21 protein-coding genes are annotated in these 19,231 nt (G+C 43.2%); 4 read left to right on the plus strand and 17 right to left on the minus strand.

What is annotated here, in order from left to right:
* Positions 1–88: 88 nt before the first annotated feature.
* The 4 genes from BS333_RS12450 to dusA form a co-directional block, all read right to left on the minus strand.
* The gene (locus tag BS333_RS12450) at positions 89–319 is read right to left on the minus strand and encodes a hypothetical protein (RefSeq protein ID WP_021710716.1); all 231 of its coding nucleotides are present in this window, start codon (positions 317–319) and stop codon (positions 89–91) included.
* A 148-nt stretch (positions 320–467) separates the two neighbouring features.
* Complete coding sequence (locus tag BS333_RS12455; protein WP_021710717.1) at positions 468–1,130, minus strand: TIGR04219 family outer membrane beta-barrel protein; 663 nt, start codon at positions 1,128–1,130, stop codon at positions 468–470.
* Positions 1,131–1,224: 94 nt separating this feature from the next.
* Positions 1,225–1,443: an envelope stress response protein PspG gene (gene pspG / locus BS333_RS12460; RefSeq protein WP_021710718.1), complete on the minus strand. Its 219-nt coding sequence runs from the start codon at positions 1,441–1,443 to the stop codon at positions 1,225–1,227.
* A gap of 160 nt (positions 1,444–1,603) precedes the next feature.
* On the minus strand, positions 1,604–2,605 hold the full coding sequence (gene dusA, locus BS333_RS12465; RefSeq protein ID WP_033004166.1) for a tRNA dihydrouridine(20/20a) synthase DusA: 1,002 nt from the start codon (positions 2,603–2,605) through the stop codon (positions 1,604–1,606).
* Positions 2,606–3,337: 732 nt separating this feature from the next.
* On the opposite strand from dusA, the gene zur reads away from it, so the two are divergent.
* Together zur and BS333_RS12475 are read left to right on the plus strand one after the other, a co-directional pair.
* Positions 3,338–3,793: a zinc uptake transcriptional repressor Zur gene (gene zur, locus BS333_RS12470; RefSeq protein ID WP_021710720.1), complete on the plus strand. Its 456-nt coding sequence runs from the start codon at positions 3,338–3,340 to the stop codon at positions 3,791–3,793.
* A 19-nt stretch (positions 3,794–3,812) separates the two neighbouring features.
* Positions 3,813–4,274 carry a chemotaxis protein CheX gene (locus BS333_RS12475; protein ID WP_021710721.1) on the plus strand — a complete coding sequence of 154 codons (462 nt, stop codon included), beginning with the start codon at positions 3,813–3,815 and terminating at the stop codon, positions 4,272–4,274.
* A 97-nt stretch (positions 4,275–4,371) separates the two neighbouring features.
* On the opposite strand, the gene pgi is transcribed toward BS333_RS12475, so the two are convergent.
* A complete protein-coding gene (pgi, locus tag BS333_RS12480) occupies positions 4,372–6,024 on the minus strand; it encodes a glucose-6-phosphate isomerase (RefSeq protein ID WP_021710722.1) in 1,653 nt (550 codons plus the stop codon).
* Between the two features lie 388 nt (positions 6,025–6,412).
* Between pgi and BS333_RS12485 the strand changes: the two genes are divergently transcribed.
* Complete coding sequence (locus BS333_RS12485) at positions 6,413–6,832, plus strand: secondary thiamine-phosphate synthase enzyme YjbQ (protein ID WP_021710723.1); 420 nt, start codon at positions 6,413–6,415, stop codon at positions 6,830–6,832.
* A 177-nt stretch (positions 6,833–7,009) separates the two neighbouring features.
* Here the strand turns inward: BS333_RS12485 and alr are convergent, their stop codons facing one another.
* Positions 7,010–8,095: an alanine racemase gene (gene alr, locus BS333_RS12490; protein ID WP_021710724.1), complete on the minus strand. Its 1,086-nt coding sequence runs from the start codon at positions 8,093–8,095 to the stop codon at positions 7,010–7,012.
* 4 nt (positions 8,096–8,099) lie between these two features.
* Positions 8,100–9,500: a replicative DNA helicase gene (locus tag BS333_RS12495; RefSeq protein ID WP_021710725.1), complete on the minus strand. Its 1,401-nt coding sequence runs from the start codon at positions 9,498–9,500 to the stop codon at positions 8,100–8,102.
* A 270-nt stretch (positions 9,501–9,770) separates the two neighbouring features.
* Here BS333_RS12495 and BS333_RS12500 point away from each other — a divergent pair, with 270 nt between their 5' ends.
* Positions 9,771–10,535 (plus strand): DUF481 domain-containing protein, encoded by a 765-nt coding sequence (locus tag BS333_RS12500; protein ID WP_021710726.1) that lies wholly within the window; start codon positions 9,771–9,773, stop codon positions 10,533–10,535.
* Positions 10,536–10,699: 164 nt separating this feature from the next.
* Here the strand turns inward: BS333_RS12500 and rplI are convergent, their stop codons facing one another.
* The 10 genes from rplI to BS333_RS12550 form a co-directional block, all read right to left on the minus strand.
* Entirely contained in the window at positions 10,700–11,152 is a 453-nt protein-coding gene (gene rplI, locus BS333_RS12505) for a 50S ribosomal protein L9 (RefSeq protein ID WP_021710727.1), read from the minus strand.
* A 33-nt stretch (positions 11,153–11,185) separates the two neighbouring features.
* Positions 11,186–11,413 (minus strand): 30S ribosomal protein S18, encoded by a 228-nt coding sequence (gene rpsR, locus BS333_RS12510; protein WP_000090472.1) that lies wholly within the window; start codon positions 11,411–11,413, stop codon positions 11,186–11,188.
* 16 nt (positions 11,414–11,429) lie between these two features.
* Positions 11,430–11,732, minus strand: a complete 303-nt coding sequence (gene priB, locus BS333_RS12515) for a primosomal replication protein N (protein WP_021710728.1) — start codon at positions 11,730–11,732, stop codon at positions 11,430–11,432.
* A gap of 8 nt (positions 11,733–11,740) precedes the next feature.
* A complete protein-coding gene (gene rpsF / locus BS333_RS12520; RefSeq protein WP_010443890.1) occupies positions 11,741–12,130 on the minus strand; it encodes a 30S ribosomal protein S6 in 390 nt (129 codons plus the stop codon).
* Between the two features lie 255 nt (positions 12,131–12,385).
* Positions 12,386–13,057 (minus strand): ribulose-phosphate 3-epimerase, encoded by a 672-nt coding sequence (gene rpe / locus BS333_RS12525; RefSeq protein WP_021710729.1) that lies wholly within the window; start codon positions 13,055–13,057, stop codon positions 12,386–12,388.
* Positions 13,058–13,157: 100 nt separating this feature from the next.
* Positions 13,158–13,997, minus strand: a complete 840-nt coding sequence (locus BS333_RS12530) for a Dam family site-specific DNA-(adenine-N6)-methyltransferase (protein ID WP_021710730.1) — start codon at positions 13,995–13,997, stop codon at positions 13,158–13,160.
* 78 nt (positions 13,998–14,075) lie between these two features.
* Positions 14,076–15,605 (minus strand): SPOR domain-containing protein, encoded by a 1,530-nt coding sequence (locus BS333_RS12535; RefSeq protein ID WP_021710731.1) that lies wholly within the window; start codon positions 15,603–15,605, stop codon positions 14,076–14,078.
* 51 nt (positions 15,606–15,656) lie between these two features.
* Positions 15,657–16,757, minus strand: coding sequence for a 3-dehydroquinate synthase (aroB, locus tag BS333_RS12540; RefSeq protein WP_021710732.1), 1,101 nt, complete (start codon positions 16,755–16,757; stop codon positions 15,657–15,659).
* Between the two features lie 30 nt (positions 16,758–16,787).
* A complete protein-coding gene (gene aroK / locus BS333_RS12545; RefSeq protein ID WP_021710733.1) occupies positions 16,788–17,306 on the minus strand; it encodes a shikimate kinase AroK in 519 nt (172 codons plus the stop codon).
* Positions 17,307–17,494: 188 nt separating this feature from the next.
* Positions 17,495–19,216, minus strand: coding sequence for a type IV pilus secretin PilQ (locus BS333_RS12550; RefSeq protein ID WP_033004167.1), 1,722 nt, complete (start codon positions 19,214–19,216; stop codon positions 17,495–17,497).
* Positions 19,217–19,231 lie beyond the last annotated feature (15 nt).

A 19,231-nucleotide genomic window follows, 5' to 3' on the forward strand; every position in this document is an offset into this window, starting at 1 on the left:
CGTGACGATAGATTAACCACTATTTTTAATAACAAGAAAGAATAGAAGTGAATGTTTTATAACTTTTCGGAGTAAGAAGCGCATCCAATCAGCGGTCTTCAATGCGAACTTGCTGAAAGCCAACAGCCAGAGCCGATTTAGACGCCGTGTCAAGATCGTCATAGAGGCATTCCTCTCCATGATTATCTGTCAGGCAAACGAATCCACCACGAGCATGACGAAACTCAACAACCCACCCACCTTCTTGAATCGATGGCTCGATAATGGCTTCTACCAACTGATTGTCACGAAATAGATGGCGTAATTCATTTATAGTCATAAAACCTACCCCGACCTTTCATACATCACTCCTAAATAAGCATGGTCGATGTGTGGAAAAAGAGGAGATAAATTCTATTTTATATAACTAAGTAATATAAAAAAACGCCGCTTAAGATTGCGACGTTTTTAAAAATTCGTTTTTGACCTTAAAACGTGTATTCCGCTGAGGCAAAGAAACCATTAGCAAAAATATATTCCTCGCCAACGCTAGACACAAAGTCCTTCGATTCTAAATCAATGACACGATAGCCAGCACGTAAGGCCAATTCCGATTCCTTGATAGGCACGCGATACTGCAATCCAGCCATTAGGTCAGTACTTTTAATTCCTTTATTATCGCCAAAATTCATTTCACCAATTACATCAACGTTCGTGTTCGGTACGTTGATTTCTGCGTAGCCATACCATGCCCAAATTAAACCATCAAAGTTTTCGGTGCGAGCATTAGTACCAGCATCCACATATTTGGTATTACTCAAGTCACTAAACGTGATCCCGGCATCGAAATGCAATAGATCATGCTCAAGAATTGGGTAGTAAAGTGATAAATCGAGTTTATCAAAACCCATATAGTTCGCATCAATACTCGAATAACGCAAACGAGCATTAGGTAAGTATTTAATATTATTTTCAACGGCAATAAAGAAAACACCCGTACTACGACTATCTCTTTTTTCTTCGTTCACTTTTGTATCAAACGCCCAAGCCTCTGCACCCACGGTTGTGGTGAAAGAAACATCTTGTGCAAAACTTGGTAAAGCCGCGATCAACGAAAATGTCGCTAAAGCGATGTTCGCTTTATATGTCATGTGATTTTTACTCCGAGATAGTTGATTTCGAGGTGAGGCATACGATAAATATTACCATACTCTCACCGCACGCCATCAACTAAATCGACTTAATTTACGGTTTATAGCGAGGCTGGGCGACAACATATTTGAAAAACCATATACCAAGAGCAATAACAATTAACCATGGTAATAATTTAAGCACAACGCCGAGCATCCCTAATAGTAGCATCACAACAACAGCAATACCTGCAGCGATAAATACCGTCGTCATTGTTAGGCCAGTTACCAGTAAGGTGGCAGTAAAAACAAAAATAAAGATCAGTTCCAACATGACAAGTTCCCCTTTAGTTTTAGTATGCACCAAGCAGGTTTCATACCAACCCAAAAGAAAAGCACAACGCATTGATTATTAAACAAAAAGCCAGAGAACACCTGATTCTCTGGCTTTTTAAAATCGTGATCTGGTAATTTTTACCATCTAGTGGCGATTTTTACACATCCAACTCTTTAGGAATTTTAGCCAGAGCGGCTTGTAAAACCTCCAGGCCAGAACCTGGCTTGTGAGCATTTTCACTGATATACCTACGCCATTGACGAGCACCGGGCATACTTTGGAATAACCCAAGCATATGGCGCGTCATATGTCCAAGGTAGGCACCTTTAGCCAACTGAGCTTCAATATACGGGTACATTTCTTCAACGATTTCACTGCGTTTTTTAACTGGTGCTTTTGATCCAAACAGTTCTTGGTCTACTGACGCTAAGAGATATGGGCTTTGATACGCTTCACGGCCAATCATCACACCATCAAGATGCTGTAAGTGCTCTTTGGCTTCTTCAAGTGACTTAATCCCGCCATTGATAGCAATCGTTAGATCAGAGAAATCTTTTTTCAATTGGTAAGCTCGTGGGTAGTCCAGAGGTGGTATTTCACGATTTTCTTTCGGACTTAATCCGCTCAACCAAGCTTTACGAGCATGGATAGTAAATTGCTCACAACCGCCTTTTTCCGACACAGTCGAGACAAAATCCGTTAAGAATTCATAAGAGTCTAAATCATCAATACCAATACGAGTTTTTACTGTAACAGGAATATCCACAACATCTTTCATCGCCGCGACACAATCTGCGACTAATTGTGGTTCTGCCATTAAACAAGCACCAAAGCGACCATTTTGGACACGGTCTGAAGGGCAACCGACGTTTAAGTTCACCTCATCATAACCACGCTCTTGAGCTAATTTCGCACAGGTGGCCAAATCTTGAGGGTTTGAGCCACCCAATTGCAGTGCTAATGGATGCTCTTCTTGGTTATACGCCAGAAAATCCCCTTTTCCATGGATGATAGCGCCTGTTGTTACCATTTCCGTGTACAACAAGGTCTCTTTGGTCATTAAACGATGGAAATAACGACAATGACGATCGGTCCAATCGAGCATAGGTGCAACGGACAAGCGGCAAGGCGCGTATTTGTTGGAGTTTTCAGGGTTCATCATGGTTAACTCAAAAATATAACTACTCTGTGAACATACTCAAGTTCATCCATTTCTACCAGCCATTATGGCAATGGATGCTCGTGGCACAATTCAATATTGAAAAACGCGAACTGAATAAAGGAACTCTATTTCTCGCGTTACTGTAAAAATAATTCACCGATTATACATATTGAAACCCAAAGATTCATAAAAAAGAGCAACGGCTCATCGTTACGCCTCGAACACCTGTCGCTCAAAAAAGAATTATCCCGCTTGGGCAAAGTGCAGGCATGTCACTAATTCGATTTTCTCATCAAGGTCAAAAAGTGAAAGTACACCTATGTTCCAATTAATAAATAAAAACAAAAAATTGAACACATATTGTTGATTTTAAATGGGTAAATACTTTTTACCTCACTGTATTATAAAAGCCTCCCTAGTAAAAAGACACCCATGATCTAATTAGTTATAAAGCCAATGAACCGACATAAGTTAATTCGCTTTTATTTGAGTGAATTTACTGGTGTCTTTTTGTGAGTGTGGCAATGATGAGAGTCATACTGCTTGGCAATACCCCCTTTCTGGATGATGGTCATACTCTATATTTTATAAATTAAGTCATTAGTGTGAGTTCACTATTATTGTTTCGCTACTTTAGGCCATGATTTTCGATTCAATAATAGGTACACTGTAGCCTTCTCGACCAACTTAACGAAAAGTCGGTTACTGTATAAGACACCTTCGATTGTTATGGTGAAAGATTTGAACCCCTCTTTACTTGAGCAAATAGAACTTACCTGCGCAGAACGTGGGGTAAGATTCACCCCTCAACGCAGACGCGTTTTTGAACTCATCTGCTCTAATCGCCGTGCTTCCAGCGCATATGAGCTGTTAGAACAGTTGAAAGAAAGTGAACCTCAAGCGAAACCACCAACCGTCTATCGAGCACTAGACTTTCTTCTGGAACAAGGGTTTATTCATCGAGTAGAGTCTAACAATAGCTTTATTACTTGCTGCTCTTTCAACGCTAAACAGCACTTTTTTCAACTATTAATTTGTGATAAATGTGGCGACGTCGTTGAACTTGAAGATGAGTCACTGATATCCTTATTGGCAAGTAATGCTGAAAAACACGGGTTTAAACTGACCAACCAAGTCATCGAAACCCATGGTGAGTGCCAAGCTTGCTCTGAAAAGACAAGATAAAGAAAAATAGAAGAACATTATGCGTGCTGAATTTGTAAATCCGTTTTTAGCTTCTCTCATGAATGTACTAAAAACCATGGCTTCATTAGAACTCAAGCCTCAAAAACCAAGAATTAAGAAAGATGAAATTGCACGAGGTGATGTTTCTGGGCTTATTGGTATGGTTGGCCCACAAACTCGTGGCTCAATGTCGATCACTTTTGATGAGTCATTAGCCTTAGAAATCATGCAAAAAATGCTTGGGGAACGTCCAAGTGGACTTAATGAAGAAGTGACGGATATGGTGGGTGAAATCACCAATATGGTTACCGGTGGAGCCAAGCGCATTCTCGCTGAAAGTGGTTTTGATTTTGATATGGCAACCCCTATTGTTGTCTCTGGCAAAGGGCATACTATCCGTCATAAATGTGAAGGCTCGATCATCATCATGCCTTTTGCTTCCCAGTGGGGTAATGCCTTTATCGAGATTTGTTTCGAATAAAAACAAGAAAGGTTAACTAAAACCAATCCATTTTTTATGTGTCTCAGACAAAAAAAGGTCAGCATTTGCTGACCTTTTCTATAATGACTTGTGCAGATTAAGCTTTGAACGCTTTAAATGCGTTAATCAGACCATTTGTTGAACTATCATGTGAATGAATCACTTCATTACCTGCTAGTTCAGGCAGAATTTGGTTAGCTAATTGTTTACCTAGTTCTACTCCCCACTGATCAAAGCTGAAGATATTCCAAATCACACCTTGAACAAAGATCTTATGCTCGTACATAGCGATCAAGTTACCTAGTGTACGCGGTGTGATCTGCTTAACTAAGATAGAGTTCGTTGGGCGATTACCTTCAAATACTTTAAATGGTACCAGTGACGCCATTTCTTCTTCGCTCTTACCTGCTTTAGCAAATTCTGCTTTAACGGTGTCTGCAGACTTACCAAATGCCAATGCCTCTGTTTGAGCAAAGAAATTAGACATTAATTTTTGGTGGTGATCGCTCGCTGGATTATGGCTGATTGCTGGCGCAATAAAGTCACATGGGATCAGCTTAGTGCCTTGGTGAATTAATTGGTAGAACGCGTGCTGGCCGTTAGTTCCTGGCTCACCCCAAATAATTGGACCCGTTTGGTAATTTACCGCATTACCTTCACGGTCAACATATTTACCATTCGACTCCATATTTCCTTGCTGGAAGTACGCAGCAAAACGGTGCATGTACTGATCGTAAGGTAAAATGGCTTCTGACTCAGCACCATGGAAGTTGTTGTACCAAATACCAATCAGAGCAAGTATTACTGGGATATTGCTTTCTAGATCTGTCGACACAAAGTGGTTATCCATCTCATGAGCACCATCAAGAAGCTCAATAAAGTTGTCGTAGCCTACAGCGAGTGCGATTGAAAGACCAATGGCTGACCATAAAGAGTAACGGCCACCGACCCAGTCCCAAAACTCAAACATGTTGTCTGTATCGATACCAAATTCAGAGACAGCAGGAGCGTTAGTAGAAAGCGCAGCGAAGTGCTTAGCCACGTGTGCTTGATCGCCTGCAGTCGCTAAGAACCAATCACGTGCAGAGTGTGCATTCGTCATTGTTTCTTGTGTCGTAAACGTTTTAGACGCAATCAAGAATAATGTAGTTTCAGGGTCGACTTTCTTCAGTGTTTCAACGATGTGAGTACCATCAACGTTAGAAACAAAGTGAAGGTTTAGATGATTTTTGTATGGTGCAAGTGCTTCCGTCACCATGTAAGGACCAAGGTCAGAACCACCAATACCAATGTTCACGATATCTGTGATGGCTTTGCCTGTGTAGCCTTTCCACTCACCACCAATCACACGCTCTGTGAATGATTTGATTTTCTCTAGAACCGCATTAACCGCAGGCATTACGTCTTCGCCATCGACCATGACAGGTTCATTAGAACGGTTACGTAGTGCCGTATGAAGAACCGCACGATCTTCTGTTTTGTTGATCGCTTCACCACTGAACATCGCGGTAATTGCAGACTTAAGCTCCGTCTCATTAGCCAAGGCAAAAAGGTGCTTCAGAGTGTCTTCATTGATTAGGTTTTTCGAGTAATCAACTAGGATATCTGAGCCAAAACGTGCAGAGTATTTGTCGAAGCGCGCTGCGTCTTGAGCAAATAGCTCTTTTAAATCCATATCTTGTGCAGATTCGAAATGCGCAGTCAGCGCTTTCCAAGCTTGAGTTTGCGTTGGATTGATATTTTTCAACATGGTTCTTATCCCGATGTTACAGTAGGTTTTATTCTCACCAGTCTAGTTTAAACTGTGGAATTCCCGATTGAGCAAAAAGTACTATATATGTCATGTTTGGGCGAAACATCACAAAACAAGGGTATTGTAATTTATTTTCATGCCTTGATTATGACCGAGTCCTTATCAAGCCACTTTGAGTTAGGTCACGTTACTGCTCCCAAACCAACATAACTCGGTCAGAGCGGAGATTCATCCAACATGGCTTATCTTAAAAGAAGGTTCAATCAAGCTCTAAAATGTGACTTAATCCTGAAGAACATACATCAAATTAATGATGATGGTAACATTTACTTTTACTAGGCTCTAATCAGATTAACATCGTTTCTAACATGACAAGGCTCAACTAATGTGGACACAAAAAAGTATAACGCTGAAGGCTAGAAAGCGTGGCTTCCACCTTATTACTGATGAAATTGAACAACACTTACCACAAATTCAATCTGTTTCAGTAGGTTTATTACACCTGTTTATTCAGCATACTTCCGCTAGCTTAACGCTCAATGAGAATGCCGACCCCACGGTTCGAGCAGATCTCGAAGCACACTTTGATCGCTTTGTACCTGAGCGAGCTCCCTATTATCAGCATACCTATGAAGGGGACGATGACATGCCAGCGCATATAAAAGCATCAATACTTGGTAACAACCTCACGCTCCCAATTCAGAATGGCAGATTAGCTTTGGGTACGTGGCAGGGTATTTACTTGGGAGAACATCGTATTCATGGTGGGAACCGACGAATCATCGCAACGATTCATGGTGAATAGGTTCATGGTGAATAATAGATAAATACTGAGCCAGTCATTGGGTACGTTTCAACAGGTATACAAGTACTGTCGCTTATGCAAACACCTGATAACCAACCTCAAGATGCTTTGAATCAAGTAGCTTGAGGTTAGTTGAATCTAGCTTTTATTAAGCGGCAAAGAGTCTTAACTCTGCCGTTATGGGAGATACTCCATCTCAACTCGGGAAGTAAGCTTAGTCACTAACTCATAACCGATGGTGCCAACATGATGAGCAACCTCTTCGACGGGTAAATCTTTGCCCCACAAAATTGCTTCATCACCGACTTTATCAGTTGCGTCAGGCCCTAGGTCCACCGTGAGCATATCCATAGAGACTCGCCCTGCCATTGGGACTCTGCGTCCATTCACTAGTACAGGTGTCCCATTAGGAGCGGTCCTTGGATAACCATCACCATAACCTAATGCAATCACGCCGACTTTGGTATCGCGTTGACTGGTCCATATACCGCCATAACCGACACTCTCACCCTGTTTCACATCACGTACCGCAATTAAGTGAGACTTCAAAGTCATAACAGGCTGATACCCCAAGTCTTGAGCCGTTTTATCCGCGAAAGGCGAAACACCATACATGATGATTCCAGGGCGAACCCAATCAAGATGACTTTGTGGCCAAGCCAGAAAACCAGCAGAAGCCGCTAAAGAGCGCTCCCCTTGGCAACCAGTTGTGAGAGACATAAATAGCTCGATTTGCTGTGTCGTGACATCGCTGTCTAATTCATCAGCGCAGCCAAAGTGGCTCATGTAACGAATAGGCTTGGCCACATTGGTACATGCTTCCAAGCGAGCCACAAACTCATCATAGTGTTCTGGGTGAACCCCCAAGCGATGCATGCCACTGTCGACTTTCAGCCATACCACAACAGGTGTATCTAACTCAGCTTGTTCAAGCGCGACCAGTTGTTCCTCGCAGTGAACAACCGTTTGAATATTATTGGTCACCAGAACGGGTAGATCACCTGACGAGTAAAAGCCTTCCAAAAGTAGAATCGGCTTTACAAGACCACACGCTCGAAGTTGCAACGCTTCTTCTATGCGTGCCACGCCAAAAGCATCACTGTCAATGGCGTGTTGAGCAACGTGACGTAAGCCATGGCCATAACCATTTGCTTTGACCACCGCCATGACTTTACTGTTAGGAGCCTGTTGTTTTACACGCAGCAGGTTATGCTGCAATGCCGATAAATCTACGCATGCAATTGCTGCTTTTTTATAGCTCATGGTATTACTCATCATCAATATCAAATGCTGGGCCTGCGTAGTTATCGAAACGCGAGTGCTGGCCTTGGAATGTCAAACGAACTGAACCAATCGGACCGTTACGCTGTTTACCAAGAATGATTTCTGCTGTTCCCTTGTAAGGACTATCAGGGTGGTAAACCTCATCCCGATAAATAAACATGATCAAGTCAGCATCCTGCTCGATAGAACCTGATTCACGTAAGTCTGAGTTAACTGGACGTTTGTCTGCACGTTGCTCTAGGGAACGGTTAAGCTGGGATAGTGCGACCACAGGTACGTTCAATTCTTTAGCTAATGCTTTCAAAGAACGAGATATTTCAGCAATCTCTAACGTTCGGTTATCCGACATCGCTGGAACGCGCATCAACTGAAGGTAATCGACCATGATCATCGACAAGCCACCGTGCTCACGGGCTACTCGTCGAGCGCGAGAACGCACTTCAGTCGGTGTCAAACCAGAGCTATCATCGATGTACATATTCTTCTTTTGCATCAAGATACCCATGGTCGAAGAAATTCGAGCCCAATCTTCGTCATCCAACTGCCCTGTTCGGATCTTTGTTTGATCAACACGAGAAAGAGACGCGAGCATACGCATCATCAATTGTTCTGCAGGCATCTCAAGTGAAAAAATCAATACAGGCTTGTCTTGCTGCATGGCTGCGTTTTCGCACAAGTTCATCGCAAACGTCGTTTTACCCATAGAAGGTCGAGCTGCGACAATAACTAAGTCGGAGCCTTGCAAACCGGCGGTTTTCTTGTTCAGGTCTGTAAAACCAGTATCTACGCCAGTAACACCATCTTGTGGTGTTTTATACAGCATTTCGATACGTTCTAGCGTTTTTTCAAGGATATTATCGACATTTTGCGGACCTTCGTTTTCACTGGTTCGTGATTCCGCAATCGCAAATACTTTACTTTCAGCCAAATCAATCAAGTCTTCGGAACTACGCCCTTGAGGGTCATACCCTGCATCCGCGATCTCATTAGCAACCCCGATCAAGCCACGAACAATAGCACGTTCTGCAACAATATCAGCGTAAGCATTAATGTTCGCTGCACTTGGGGTATTTTTAGCTAAGTCGGCAAGGTAGGCAAAACCACCAACATCATCAAGCTGCTCATGGCGCTCTAAATGTTCAGATAGGGTGATTAAATCAAGTGGTTTATTCTCTTCAAGAATGGCTTTTACGCCTTCAAAAATCAGGCGGTGAGGACGGCTGTAGAAATCACTGCTTACCACACGTTCGGCTACGGTGTCCCAACGTTCATTATCCAATAAAAGGCCACCAATCACCGACTGCTCAGCTTCTAGCGAGTGTGGGGGGACTTTAATTGCGTCGACCTGAATATCTGAAGGTTTGCGATTTCTATTTTCCGCCATGACTTTGCTCAATAACTACGAATGACCCAAGATTATAACCTTAAACCTCACTATACCCAAGTAACCTCAAGATACTCGCCCAGTTAGAGAGCAGCCCTTGAGAATAATCTGCTGCTTTAGTGTCATATTCTCTTTTCATCCATCAACGAATTGGATTGATCAACACAGAGATGACTCAAAACAGAAAAACCAAGAAAAATTGACCTTCTGTTGACCTAACTGACGTTCTATATCAATATCAGGCTCCTTTTTAATGCCTCTGAGGTTACTGTGTCAAAATACTGGTTACTTAGCTTAAGCTTACTATATATTTCGGTATCGTATGCTGAAGAATCAGTTGAAGTAAAGCAAGAGATTAAAGTGCCTGAGCCATGGCAAACTGAGGTTGAATTTGGTTATCAGTCCCACTCTGGCAATACGGATTCCCGCGCTTTAAATGCTCGACTGAGTATGGAGTATACAGCTGGACGCCACCGTTCAAATGGTGAATGGAAATTCTATAACCTGTACAAAAATGGTGAGGAAGATAAACGTTCTTCAATCTATAACGTGCAGACCGACTATAAATTGGGGCCTAAAACCTACCTTTATGGCAGTTTTAACGGTACAGACTCTCGCTACAGTGCCTACTTTGAAGACTACACTTTATCAGGGGGACTGGGTTATCAAATCGCTTACACACAAGACTTCATTTTAGAAGTCGAAATTGGGCCTGGTTTTCGCTATCAGGAGCCAAACCTGGATGAGCTTGATGATGATGACATCATTTTTCCACACACCGTTCAAGAAGCGATCGTACGTAGTAATGTAAATACAACCTGGCAAATACTAGATAACCTTGGCTTTACGGCCAACGTCACACTAGTGAGCGGTAAAAGTAACTCTCGGCTTGATAGTGACTTGAGCATCACGAATAACATTACTGAAGATATCGCCTTAAAATTCACTCATTCACGCCAATACCACAGCAAGGTACCAGAAGGGCTAAGCAAAGCAGACAGCGTATTTGCAATGAGCTTACTGTTTATCTTCTAAAAGAGAGTTCCGATACAGCAATCTTCTTTTTGTTACCTTAAAAGTGTCGCCAAATGAGGACAAGGTACTTGATTCAGAGCGATATAAGAAACACGCTACAAAAAGAACAAACATAAAAAAAGCACCTCCGAAGAGGTGCTTTTTATTTCGTCTTGATACTGAAATTACTCAGCAGCAACAACTTGTACGTTCACAGTAGCGAAAACTTCAGAGTGAAGTTGAACGCTGATCTCGAACTCACCAGTGTTACGTAGAGCACCTTCAGGAAGGCGAACTTCGCTCTTAGCAACTTCAACGCCTGCAGCTGTGATAGCGTCAGCGATGTCACGAGTACCGATAGAACCGAATAGTTTGCCTTCGTCACCAGCTTTTGATGCGATAACAACAGCTTCTAGGGCGTTAACTTTCTCAGCACGCGCTTGAGAAGCAGATAGTTGCTCAGCAACTTTAGCTTCTAGTTCAGCACGACGAGCTTCGAACATTTCAACGTTAGCTTTAGTCGCCATAACTGCTTTACCTTGAGGGATAAGGAAGTTACGAGCGTAGCCAGATTTAACGTTTACTGTATCGCCAAGACCACCTAGGTTACCGATTTTATCAAGTAGAATAACTTGCATTGTTTAATCCTCTTTCTTAATAAAACGAACCGATTACTGATGCTTATCAGTGTACGGTAGTAGAGCTAGGTAGCGAGAACGCTTGATAGCGCGAGCTAGTTGACGTTGGTATTTAGCACTTGTACCAGTGATACGGCTAGGAACGATTTTACCAGCTTCAGTGATGTAGTTTTTAAGAGTTGCTACGTCTTTGTAATCAATCTCTTGTACGCCTTCTGCAGTGAAACGGCAGAATTTACGACGACGGAAGAAACGAGCCATGGGCTATCTCCTGATCTTAAATTTGAGTAATGTTGTCGGCGTGTAACACTAATTTCCCAACGCCATTTCGGCCGGTTTGATAAGCGACAAAACCACTTACCTTAATGTTACTGCCTTGTACTAAATTCTGAGTTAATGCTTGTGACCCAAGCCCACTAACAACTACCGGCATTCGACAATAGACTTGTCGTGGTAGGTCAGCTTCGATAACCGTAGAGCGGTGCTCTAACCAAAATCGACAGTGTTCAATGCCACCAGGGCTTTTACTACGAATGGGCGGCTTGGCAATGGTGCCACTCAGCTCCATTCGATTGGTCATAAGAACGATTACTCAGCAGCTGCTTCTGGCTTAGCTTCAGCACGCTCTTCACGACGAGGAGCACGCTCTGCACGCTCTTCTTTTTGCTTAAGCATGATAGATTGCTCAGTGATAGCCGCTTTAGTACGCATGATCATGTTACGTAGAACTGCATCGTTGAAACGGAAAGCAGTTTCTAGCTCATCGATAACAGCTTGGTCAGCTTCAACGTTCATTAGAACGTAGTGAGCTTTGTGAAGCTTGTTGATTGGGTAAGCCAGTTGACGACGGCCCCAGTCTTCTAGACGGTGGATTTTACCGCCAGCTTCAGTGATTGAACCAGTGTAACGCTCGATCATGCCAGCAACTTGCTCGCTTTGATCTGGGTGCACCATGAATACGATTTCGTAATGACGCATTGGTTGCTCCTTACGGATTATTCAGCTTCCACAAATGGCTCAGTCGTCCAGAGGAAGCAAGGAACTAAAGATAATTGACTGAGTTTAAGGAGCACGAATAGTACAGAAAGGACGCAAAATAGGCAAGTGATTATTTGCACACCACGATGGATATTTTTTCTAGACTCGCGCTAGAAACAACAAAGGCTACCAATAAAATAGCAGCCAATTAAATCAATAGGTTAGCAACAACCTCTCAGAGCGCGTTGTTCGTGCTTACTTTGCTTCTGCAAGTTCAGCACGCATTTTGTCGATCACTTGCTTGTAATCTGGCTCACTGAAAATCGCAGAACCTGCAACAAACATATCCGCACCCGCTTCTGCGATTTCACGGATGTTATCAACCTTTACGCCACCATCGATTTCTAGACGGATATCGCGACCAGATTCATCGATCATCTTACGCACCGCACGTAGCTTATCAAGTGTGTGAGGAATGAATGATTGACCACCGAAACCTGGGTTGACTGACATCAACAAAATCAAGTCAACTTTGTCCATGATGAATTCCAGGTGTGCAAGTGGTGTTGCAGGGTTAAGAACCACACCGGCTTGACAGCCGTGTTCTTTAATTAACTGCAGAGTACGATCAACGTGCTCAGACGCTTCAATATGAAACGTAATCATCGATGCGCCAGCTTTGGCGAAATCAGGAATAATACGGTCAACAGGCTTAACCATTAAATGAACATCGATAGGGGCAGTGATACCATAATCTCGTAGCGCTTTACATACTGGTGCGCCAAAGGTTAGGTTTGGCACATAATGATTGTCCATCACATCAAAGTGAACGACATCAGCACCGGCTGCCAGTACCTTCTCGACATCTTCGCCTAAACGAGCAAAATCTGCAGATAAAATGGATGGAGCAATGAGAAAATCTTTCATACCGGACCTCAAGTTTGGCGAGTAAACAGCAAATTATATCGCCAATGATTCTACCTAAGCCTGAGATGAGATCCACTATTTAGGAATAATAGTTTAAGAATTATGAAGCCGAAACGTCTGAATCCTCAGCATGGAAAAGTGCCAACAACTCATCAACTTTGTTTCGCCCACCGCCATTGCGGCTGATCGTGCGCTTTACTTTGACCACATTTAAGTCTGCACCGTGGTACAGGCGACGCGTTAAGGTAGTATCGTGATTGGAGATAAGCACGGGTATTCCGCGCTTTATTGCCGTTGTTTCAGCAATATCCGCCAAAGCCGCTTGGTCATCTAACGTAAAACCACTGACAGCATATGAGGTAAAGTTTGCTGTATTGGACAAAGGCGCATATGGAGGATCACAGTAAATCACACTGCCTTTACGAGCGCGGCGAAATGTATCGGTGTAGCTTTCGCAAACAAACGTGGCTTTTTTGGCTTTCTCTGCAAAAAACTCTAATTCGGCTTCAGGGAAATAGGGTTTTTTATACGAACCAAATGGAACATTAAACCCGCCTTTTTTGTTATAGCGACACAAACCATTAAAACCAAAACGGTTCATGTAAAGGAAAGCTAATGAGCGATACATCACATCATCCGTGTTGTTAAATTGAGCACGGATATCGAGATAAACTTCTTTGCGATTATTGTCAGCGACAAACCAACGTTTCGCTTCTGAGATGTACTCTTGAGGCTTGTCTTTAAGCAGATTATAAAGATTGATCAGATCAGGGTTAATGTCCGCTAATAAATAGTGTTCATAGTCCGTATTGAGAAAAACCGAACCAGCACCAACAAAAGGCTCAACGAGTTTGCGTGCGGGTGGCAAATGACGCTGAATATCTTCGACAAGACCGTACTTTCCCCCAGCCCACTTCAGAAAGGCTCTCTGCTTTTTCATCTATTGCTCTTATTGCTAAAAGTGACAAACCTAATTTGAGGGTGCGGAATGTAACATATTTTTCTAGGAAGCTCAGGATTATTTCGCCTGAGCAATTTCTCGATGTACTTGGGAAAGAGACTTCGCCCAAGGGTTAACCGATTTTAACGCTTCAGGCAATGCATCGGCAGCATCTCGTGCCGCTTGAATCGTTGGGTAATCTTGGTAAGTAATAATGAACCACTCTTTGCCACTGCGTAGTGTAGGATAAATACGGACTTCATCATTAAGGTTATGCTTATCCAAGAATGCTTGAACATCCCGTTTGTCGGTCATCGCACCTAATTGCAAAGTATAAGAACGCGCGGGAAGCGCTTTTAACGCATCGAGTGCATAAGAGAAGGTTTCCGTTGCCGTGACTGAAGCATCTTTATTCTTCGCCACTTCCGCTTTTGGGACAACGTTAATCAAAGAGGAATTACTATGATGCGGCGCTTTTTTAGGTTCACTTTGCTCCGTGCTATCTAGGTTATCGGTTTTATCGGGCTCATTACCCGGGGAGGAATCCGATTTATCTTCTAACAAAGCATCAACTACTTCTGAATCAATCACCACTCGCTGCTGATTATCTTCATTACCCACACTGGTCACATTATCAGTCACCGCCGGTGGTAAAGCGTTAGAATCATCCTCACCTACTTGAGCCGCTGCCTTTGGAGTATTCACTGTGTTTTCAGCCGGTTTCATATCGACTGATTGCATTGATTCCGCTGAGTCAGATGACGCAGCAGGGTCGGTAATAGTGGGAATGGCAGTTTGTTCAAAGTGACGCGTAATTTGTTGCGCTTTATCATCTGGGCTCGGTTGCATCAGCCAGTAGCTCCCCGCAGCTAACAATAATAAAAGTAACACAACCAAAGCTATATTAAGAGGTGAACCGATAATCGAACGTACAATGATCCTTTTTTCCACTTTCATCTCCCCCAACGCCATAATGTCGCCCGGTGTTGGGCTGACCTTTTTAAACGCATTTCTCACTCGTTTCTCTGCATTGTCATCCACATAGCGTATGACTAGAGACTCAAAAAAGCGACGCGCCTCGATCTCAGATAGCAAATCGATATCGAGCTCCACTGGCTTGAGATCTTGGCCATAACTAATGCGGGCTAAGATAGATTCAAAGTGGCCAGTTTGAGTAAATAACAACACGTTAATCCGCCACTTGGGGTGCATTTGTGCCGCAAGCACCAGTGTCCAAAGCTCAAGCACTAAGCCCTCGCTCAGTAAATGCGCATCGTCAATGACAATGGCAATATCACACGCTTCATTGCCGACAATGTGCTCAAGGCTCTCGATTAACGTATCGTGCTGATTAAATAATGTATCGGACACTATCTGACTTAACATTAGCATACGTCGCTGGGCATCATCCTGATTAGTATGACACAGCAGCAAACATTGATTCTTATTACTTGCCCCAACTTCCAAATAACGTTGCGCGAGCCAAGACTTTCCGTACCCAGCCTGGCCATTAATCGCAATTAAGTTGGAACCAAAATTAGTCAGCAAGCCTAATCTTTCAAGTAATTCTGTTTGCGAATCCAGTTCCAGGACGTGAGCAAAACTCATGCTATAACCTTAATAGTAATAAGAATGGCGCTCAATGGCGCCATTACAAGGTTAAAGTGTACGACCGAAATCGATCGCTTGTTGGATGACGTCTTGAGGTGTGCCAGTTATCACCTGTGCAGCCCCAATATCAGTTGGCAAAACCAAACGCAGTTGACCAGATAACACTTTCTTATCGCGCATCATGTGCGTCATGAAGTCATCGAAAGTCATACTCTCTGGCGTGTGCACTGGCAACTTGGCACGGCGCAAAATGGTGATAATGCGATCCAATTGCTGTTGCGAGATTAACCCACATAAGTGAGAGGTTTTAGCCGCCATCACTGTGCCTGAAGAAACCGCTTCTCCGTGCAACCAGTTCCCGTAACCTAATTCAGCTTCAATTGCATGACCAAAGGTATGACCTAAGTTCAATAACGCTCGAATACCTGACTCTTTCTCGTCTTGCGCCACCACTTCCGCTTTGATTTCACAACAACGTGCAATCGCGTAAGTCAATGCCTCTTCATCCAGTGCGTACAGACGGTCAAGGTTCTCTTCTAACCAATCGAAGAAAGCAGCATCATAAATAATGCCGTACTTGATTACCTCTGCGATTCCTGCCGCAAATTCACGTTCTGGAAGGGTCGATAAACAGTTAGTATCAATGATAACCGCTTTAGGTTGGTAGAAAGCCCCAATCATATTTTTACCAAGCGGATGGTTCACTGCTGTTTTACCGCCAACCGATGAATCCACTTGTGACAACAATGTGGTTGGGATTTGAATAAAATCGACACCTCGCTGATAGCAAGACGCTGAAAAGCCCACAAGGTCACCAACCACCCCTCCCCCTAAAGCAATAATCATTACATCACGTGCAATGCTACCTTCAAGAAGGTAACTGATTATTTGATTAAATGTTTCGAGGCTCTTGTATTGCTCACCATCGGGCAATTCAAGTAATGAGGCATCACAGCCCAACTGTTTCAACTGACTCAGGATCTTATCCGCATACAAAGGAGCAACCGTGACATTACTGATCACGACGACCTTCTGGTTTGCACTTTTGTTTGCAAGAACTTGAGAAAGGTACGCCGGGTCCTCAAACAACCCGGCGCCAATAGAGATAGGGTAGCTACGCTCAGCTAGATTGACCGTAATCCGTTCCATCGGTGTGCTCCAATTAAAAAAAGATAATACTTATCTCTCTTCTAGCATTTTTACGATCTGGTTGGCTACCACTTTTGCACTCTGATCGTCAGTACGGACGGTATAATCCGCCACTTCTTCGTATAGAGGGTTACGTTCGTCAGCCAAACTCTCCAATACTTCACGAGGACTATCCGTTTGAAGTAGAGGACGCTTCTTGTCGCGATTTGTGCGCGCAAGCTGCTTTTCAATAGTGGTTTCTAGATAAACAACAACACCACGAGCAGAAAGGCGATTACGGTTCTCTTTACTTTTTACAGAACCACCACCAGTTGCAAGCACAATGCCTTGTTCTTGAGTTAAGTCTTCCAGTACAGATTCTTCACGCTTGCGGAAGCCTTCTTCACCTTCAACATCAAACACCCAAGAGATATCTGCACCGGTACGTTCTTCGATCACTGTATCAGAGTCGATGAATTCCATATGCAGTTGCTGTGCTAGGTGTCTACCAATTGTACTTTTGCCGGCGCCCATTGGGCCAACAAGAAAAATATTACGTTTCTCAGCCATATTTAGCAGTAATTTACAACGTTAATTCAATAAGATCGCCACAAGAAAACGCAATCAAGTTGCTGCTCTACTAAGCTCGTGGCACCAATTCCTCACAGATAATTCGTGATAAGACCCGAAATTATCCAAGCATGGTGCCACTAATGCAACTTTATTTTTTATCTATTCTGCCTTTTCGTTAAAGAAAGTTACTGAATCAATACCTTAGGCGTCACAAAAATCAACAATTCACTCTTACCTGCTCTTTCATAACTTCTGCGAAAAAGTGCACCAAGTAGAGGTAAATCGCCCAATAAAGGCACTTTATCCACAGAATTTGTAACGCTGTGCTGAAAAATTCCTCCTAAAACAATTGTTTCACCATCATCGACTAAAACTTGTGTACCGATTCTCTGGGTTTCAATCGCAACGGCTTCCCCTGTGCCTGTTTTTACAATTTGTCCGGGCCGGTCTTGAGTCACATTAAGATCGAGGACTAAACGGTTGTCCGGTGTAATCTGCGGTGTCACTTCTAAACTTAACACTGCTTTTTTGAAAGCCACTGATGAAGCACCGCTTGAAGACGATTCTAAGTAAGGGATCTCGCTCCCTTGCTCAATGTAAGCTGGCTTTTTATTGGTTGTCAGTAAACGAGGGCTTGAGATAATTTCAGCTTTTGACTCCTGTTGCAAAGCTGATAGTTCAAGATCCAACAAAGTATCAGTCCCCAGCTTAGCCACCTGAAAAGCAATGCTGGTCGCACTTGGGCTTGTCGCCGCCAAATTAACGTTAAGAAAATCATCCAGACTTGCATTACTCTGATCTTCACCACGACCATACAAGCCAATATTGGCAATATTGCTCTCTATTGAGCCACCTATTCTGCTATTACCATGCGAAGAAGAAAAACCCCAACGAATACCCAATTCATCCATATTGCCTTCTTGGACAATCACAATACGGGCTTCTATCTGCACCTGCTTGACTGGAATATCTAACGAAGCAATCAGCTCACGAAGTCTATTTATATTGCTCGGTAACTCACGGATCAGCAAAGCGTTGGTCCTTTCGTCCGTCGCCACGCGACCACGTGCTGAAAGCATGCTCATCTTACCCTCAGCATTAATTATCGCGGCAATATCGGAAGCTTTGGCAAAATTAACCTTGATAATCTCAGTCGCGAGATCGCCCATTTCTTGGTCAAGTTGCCGCTTTTCCAGTTGTTGCTTCTCTCGTAAGTCTAATTCTTCTTTTGGTGCAATCAGAATCACATTACCTTCAACCCTTTTATCTAGCCCTTTTACCTTAAGAATAATATCCAGCACTTGTTGCCAAGGAACCCCATCTAGACGTAACGTTAAATGACCTTCCACAGAATCTGATACCACCACGTTAAACTCTTGGTGCTCGGCAATTAACTGCAACACATTCCGCACTGGGATATCTTGAAAATTGATTGATATTGGCTTGTTCTTCTTATCAATAAAGGCTTGGCTCGATGGAGTATCATCGGATTGACGGGGGCTCACCGTTACCTCTAGTGTCTGCCCTATAACGCGATAATCATGCCGATACCCCCCTCCAATAAACACTTCAATGCGCGTGTTCACTCCCTCTCGGAACACTTCTAAACTATCAACGACCGTGGCAAAGTCTTTTACATCAATAAGATAGATCTGCTCGTCTTTTACCACCGTTTTGAGCAAGTTGATACTCAACCCACGTTTACCCTGCTGGATGTCAACAATGCCTATTGGAGATGCAAACTCAACGATGATAATCGCCTGTTTATTATGATTAGAGCGAAAGTCAATGTTCGTTAAGGTATTGGCTTTGACATTCCATACCATGAGTGCGCTGAAAAAGACCCCAAACTGCCAGTAAAGGCGTCCTTTCAATATCCTTGATACCGACATAAATCCTTGTTTCATCATTTTTACTTCGTT

Source organism: Vibrio azureus (assembly GCF_002849855.1).
Classification (GTDB): domain Bacteria; phylum Pseudomonadota; class Gammaproteobacteria; order Enterobacterales; family Vibrionaceae; genus Vibrio; species Vibrio azureus.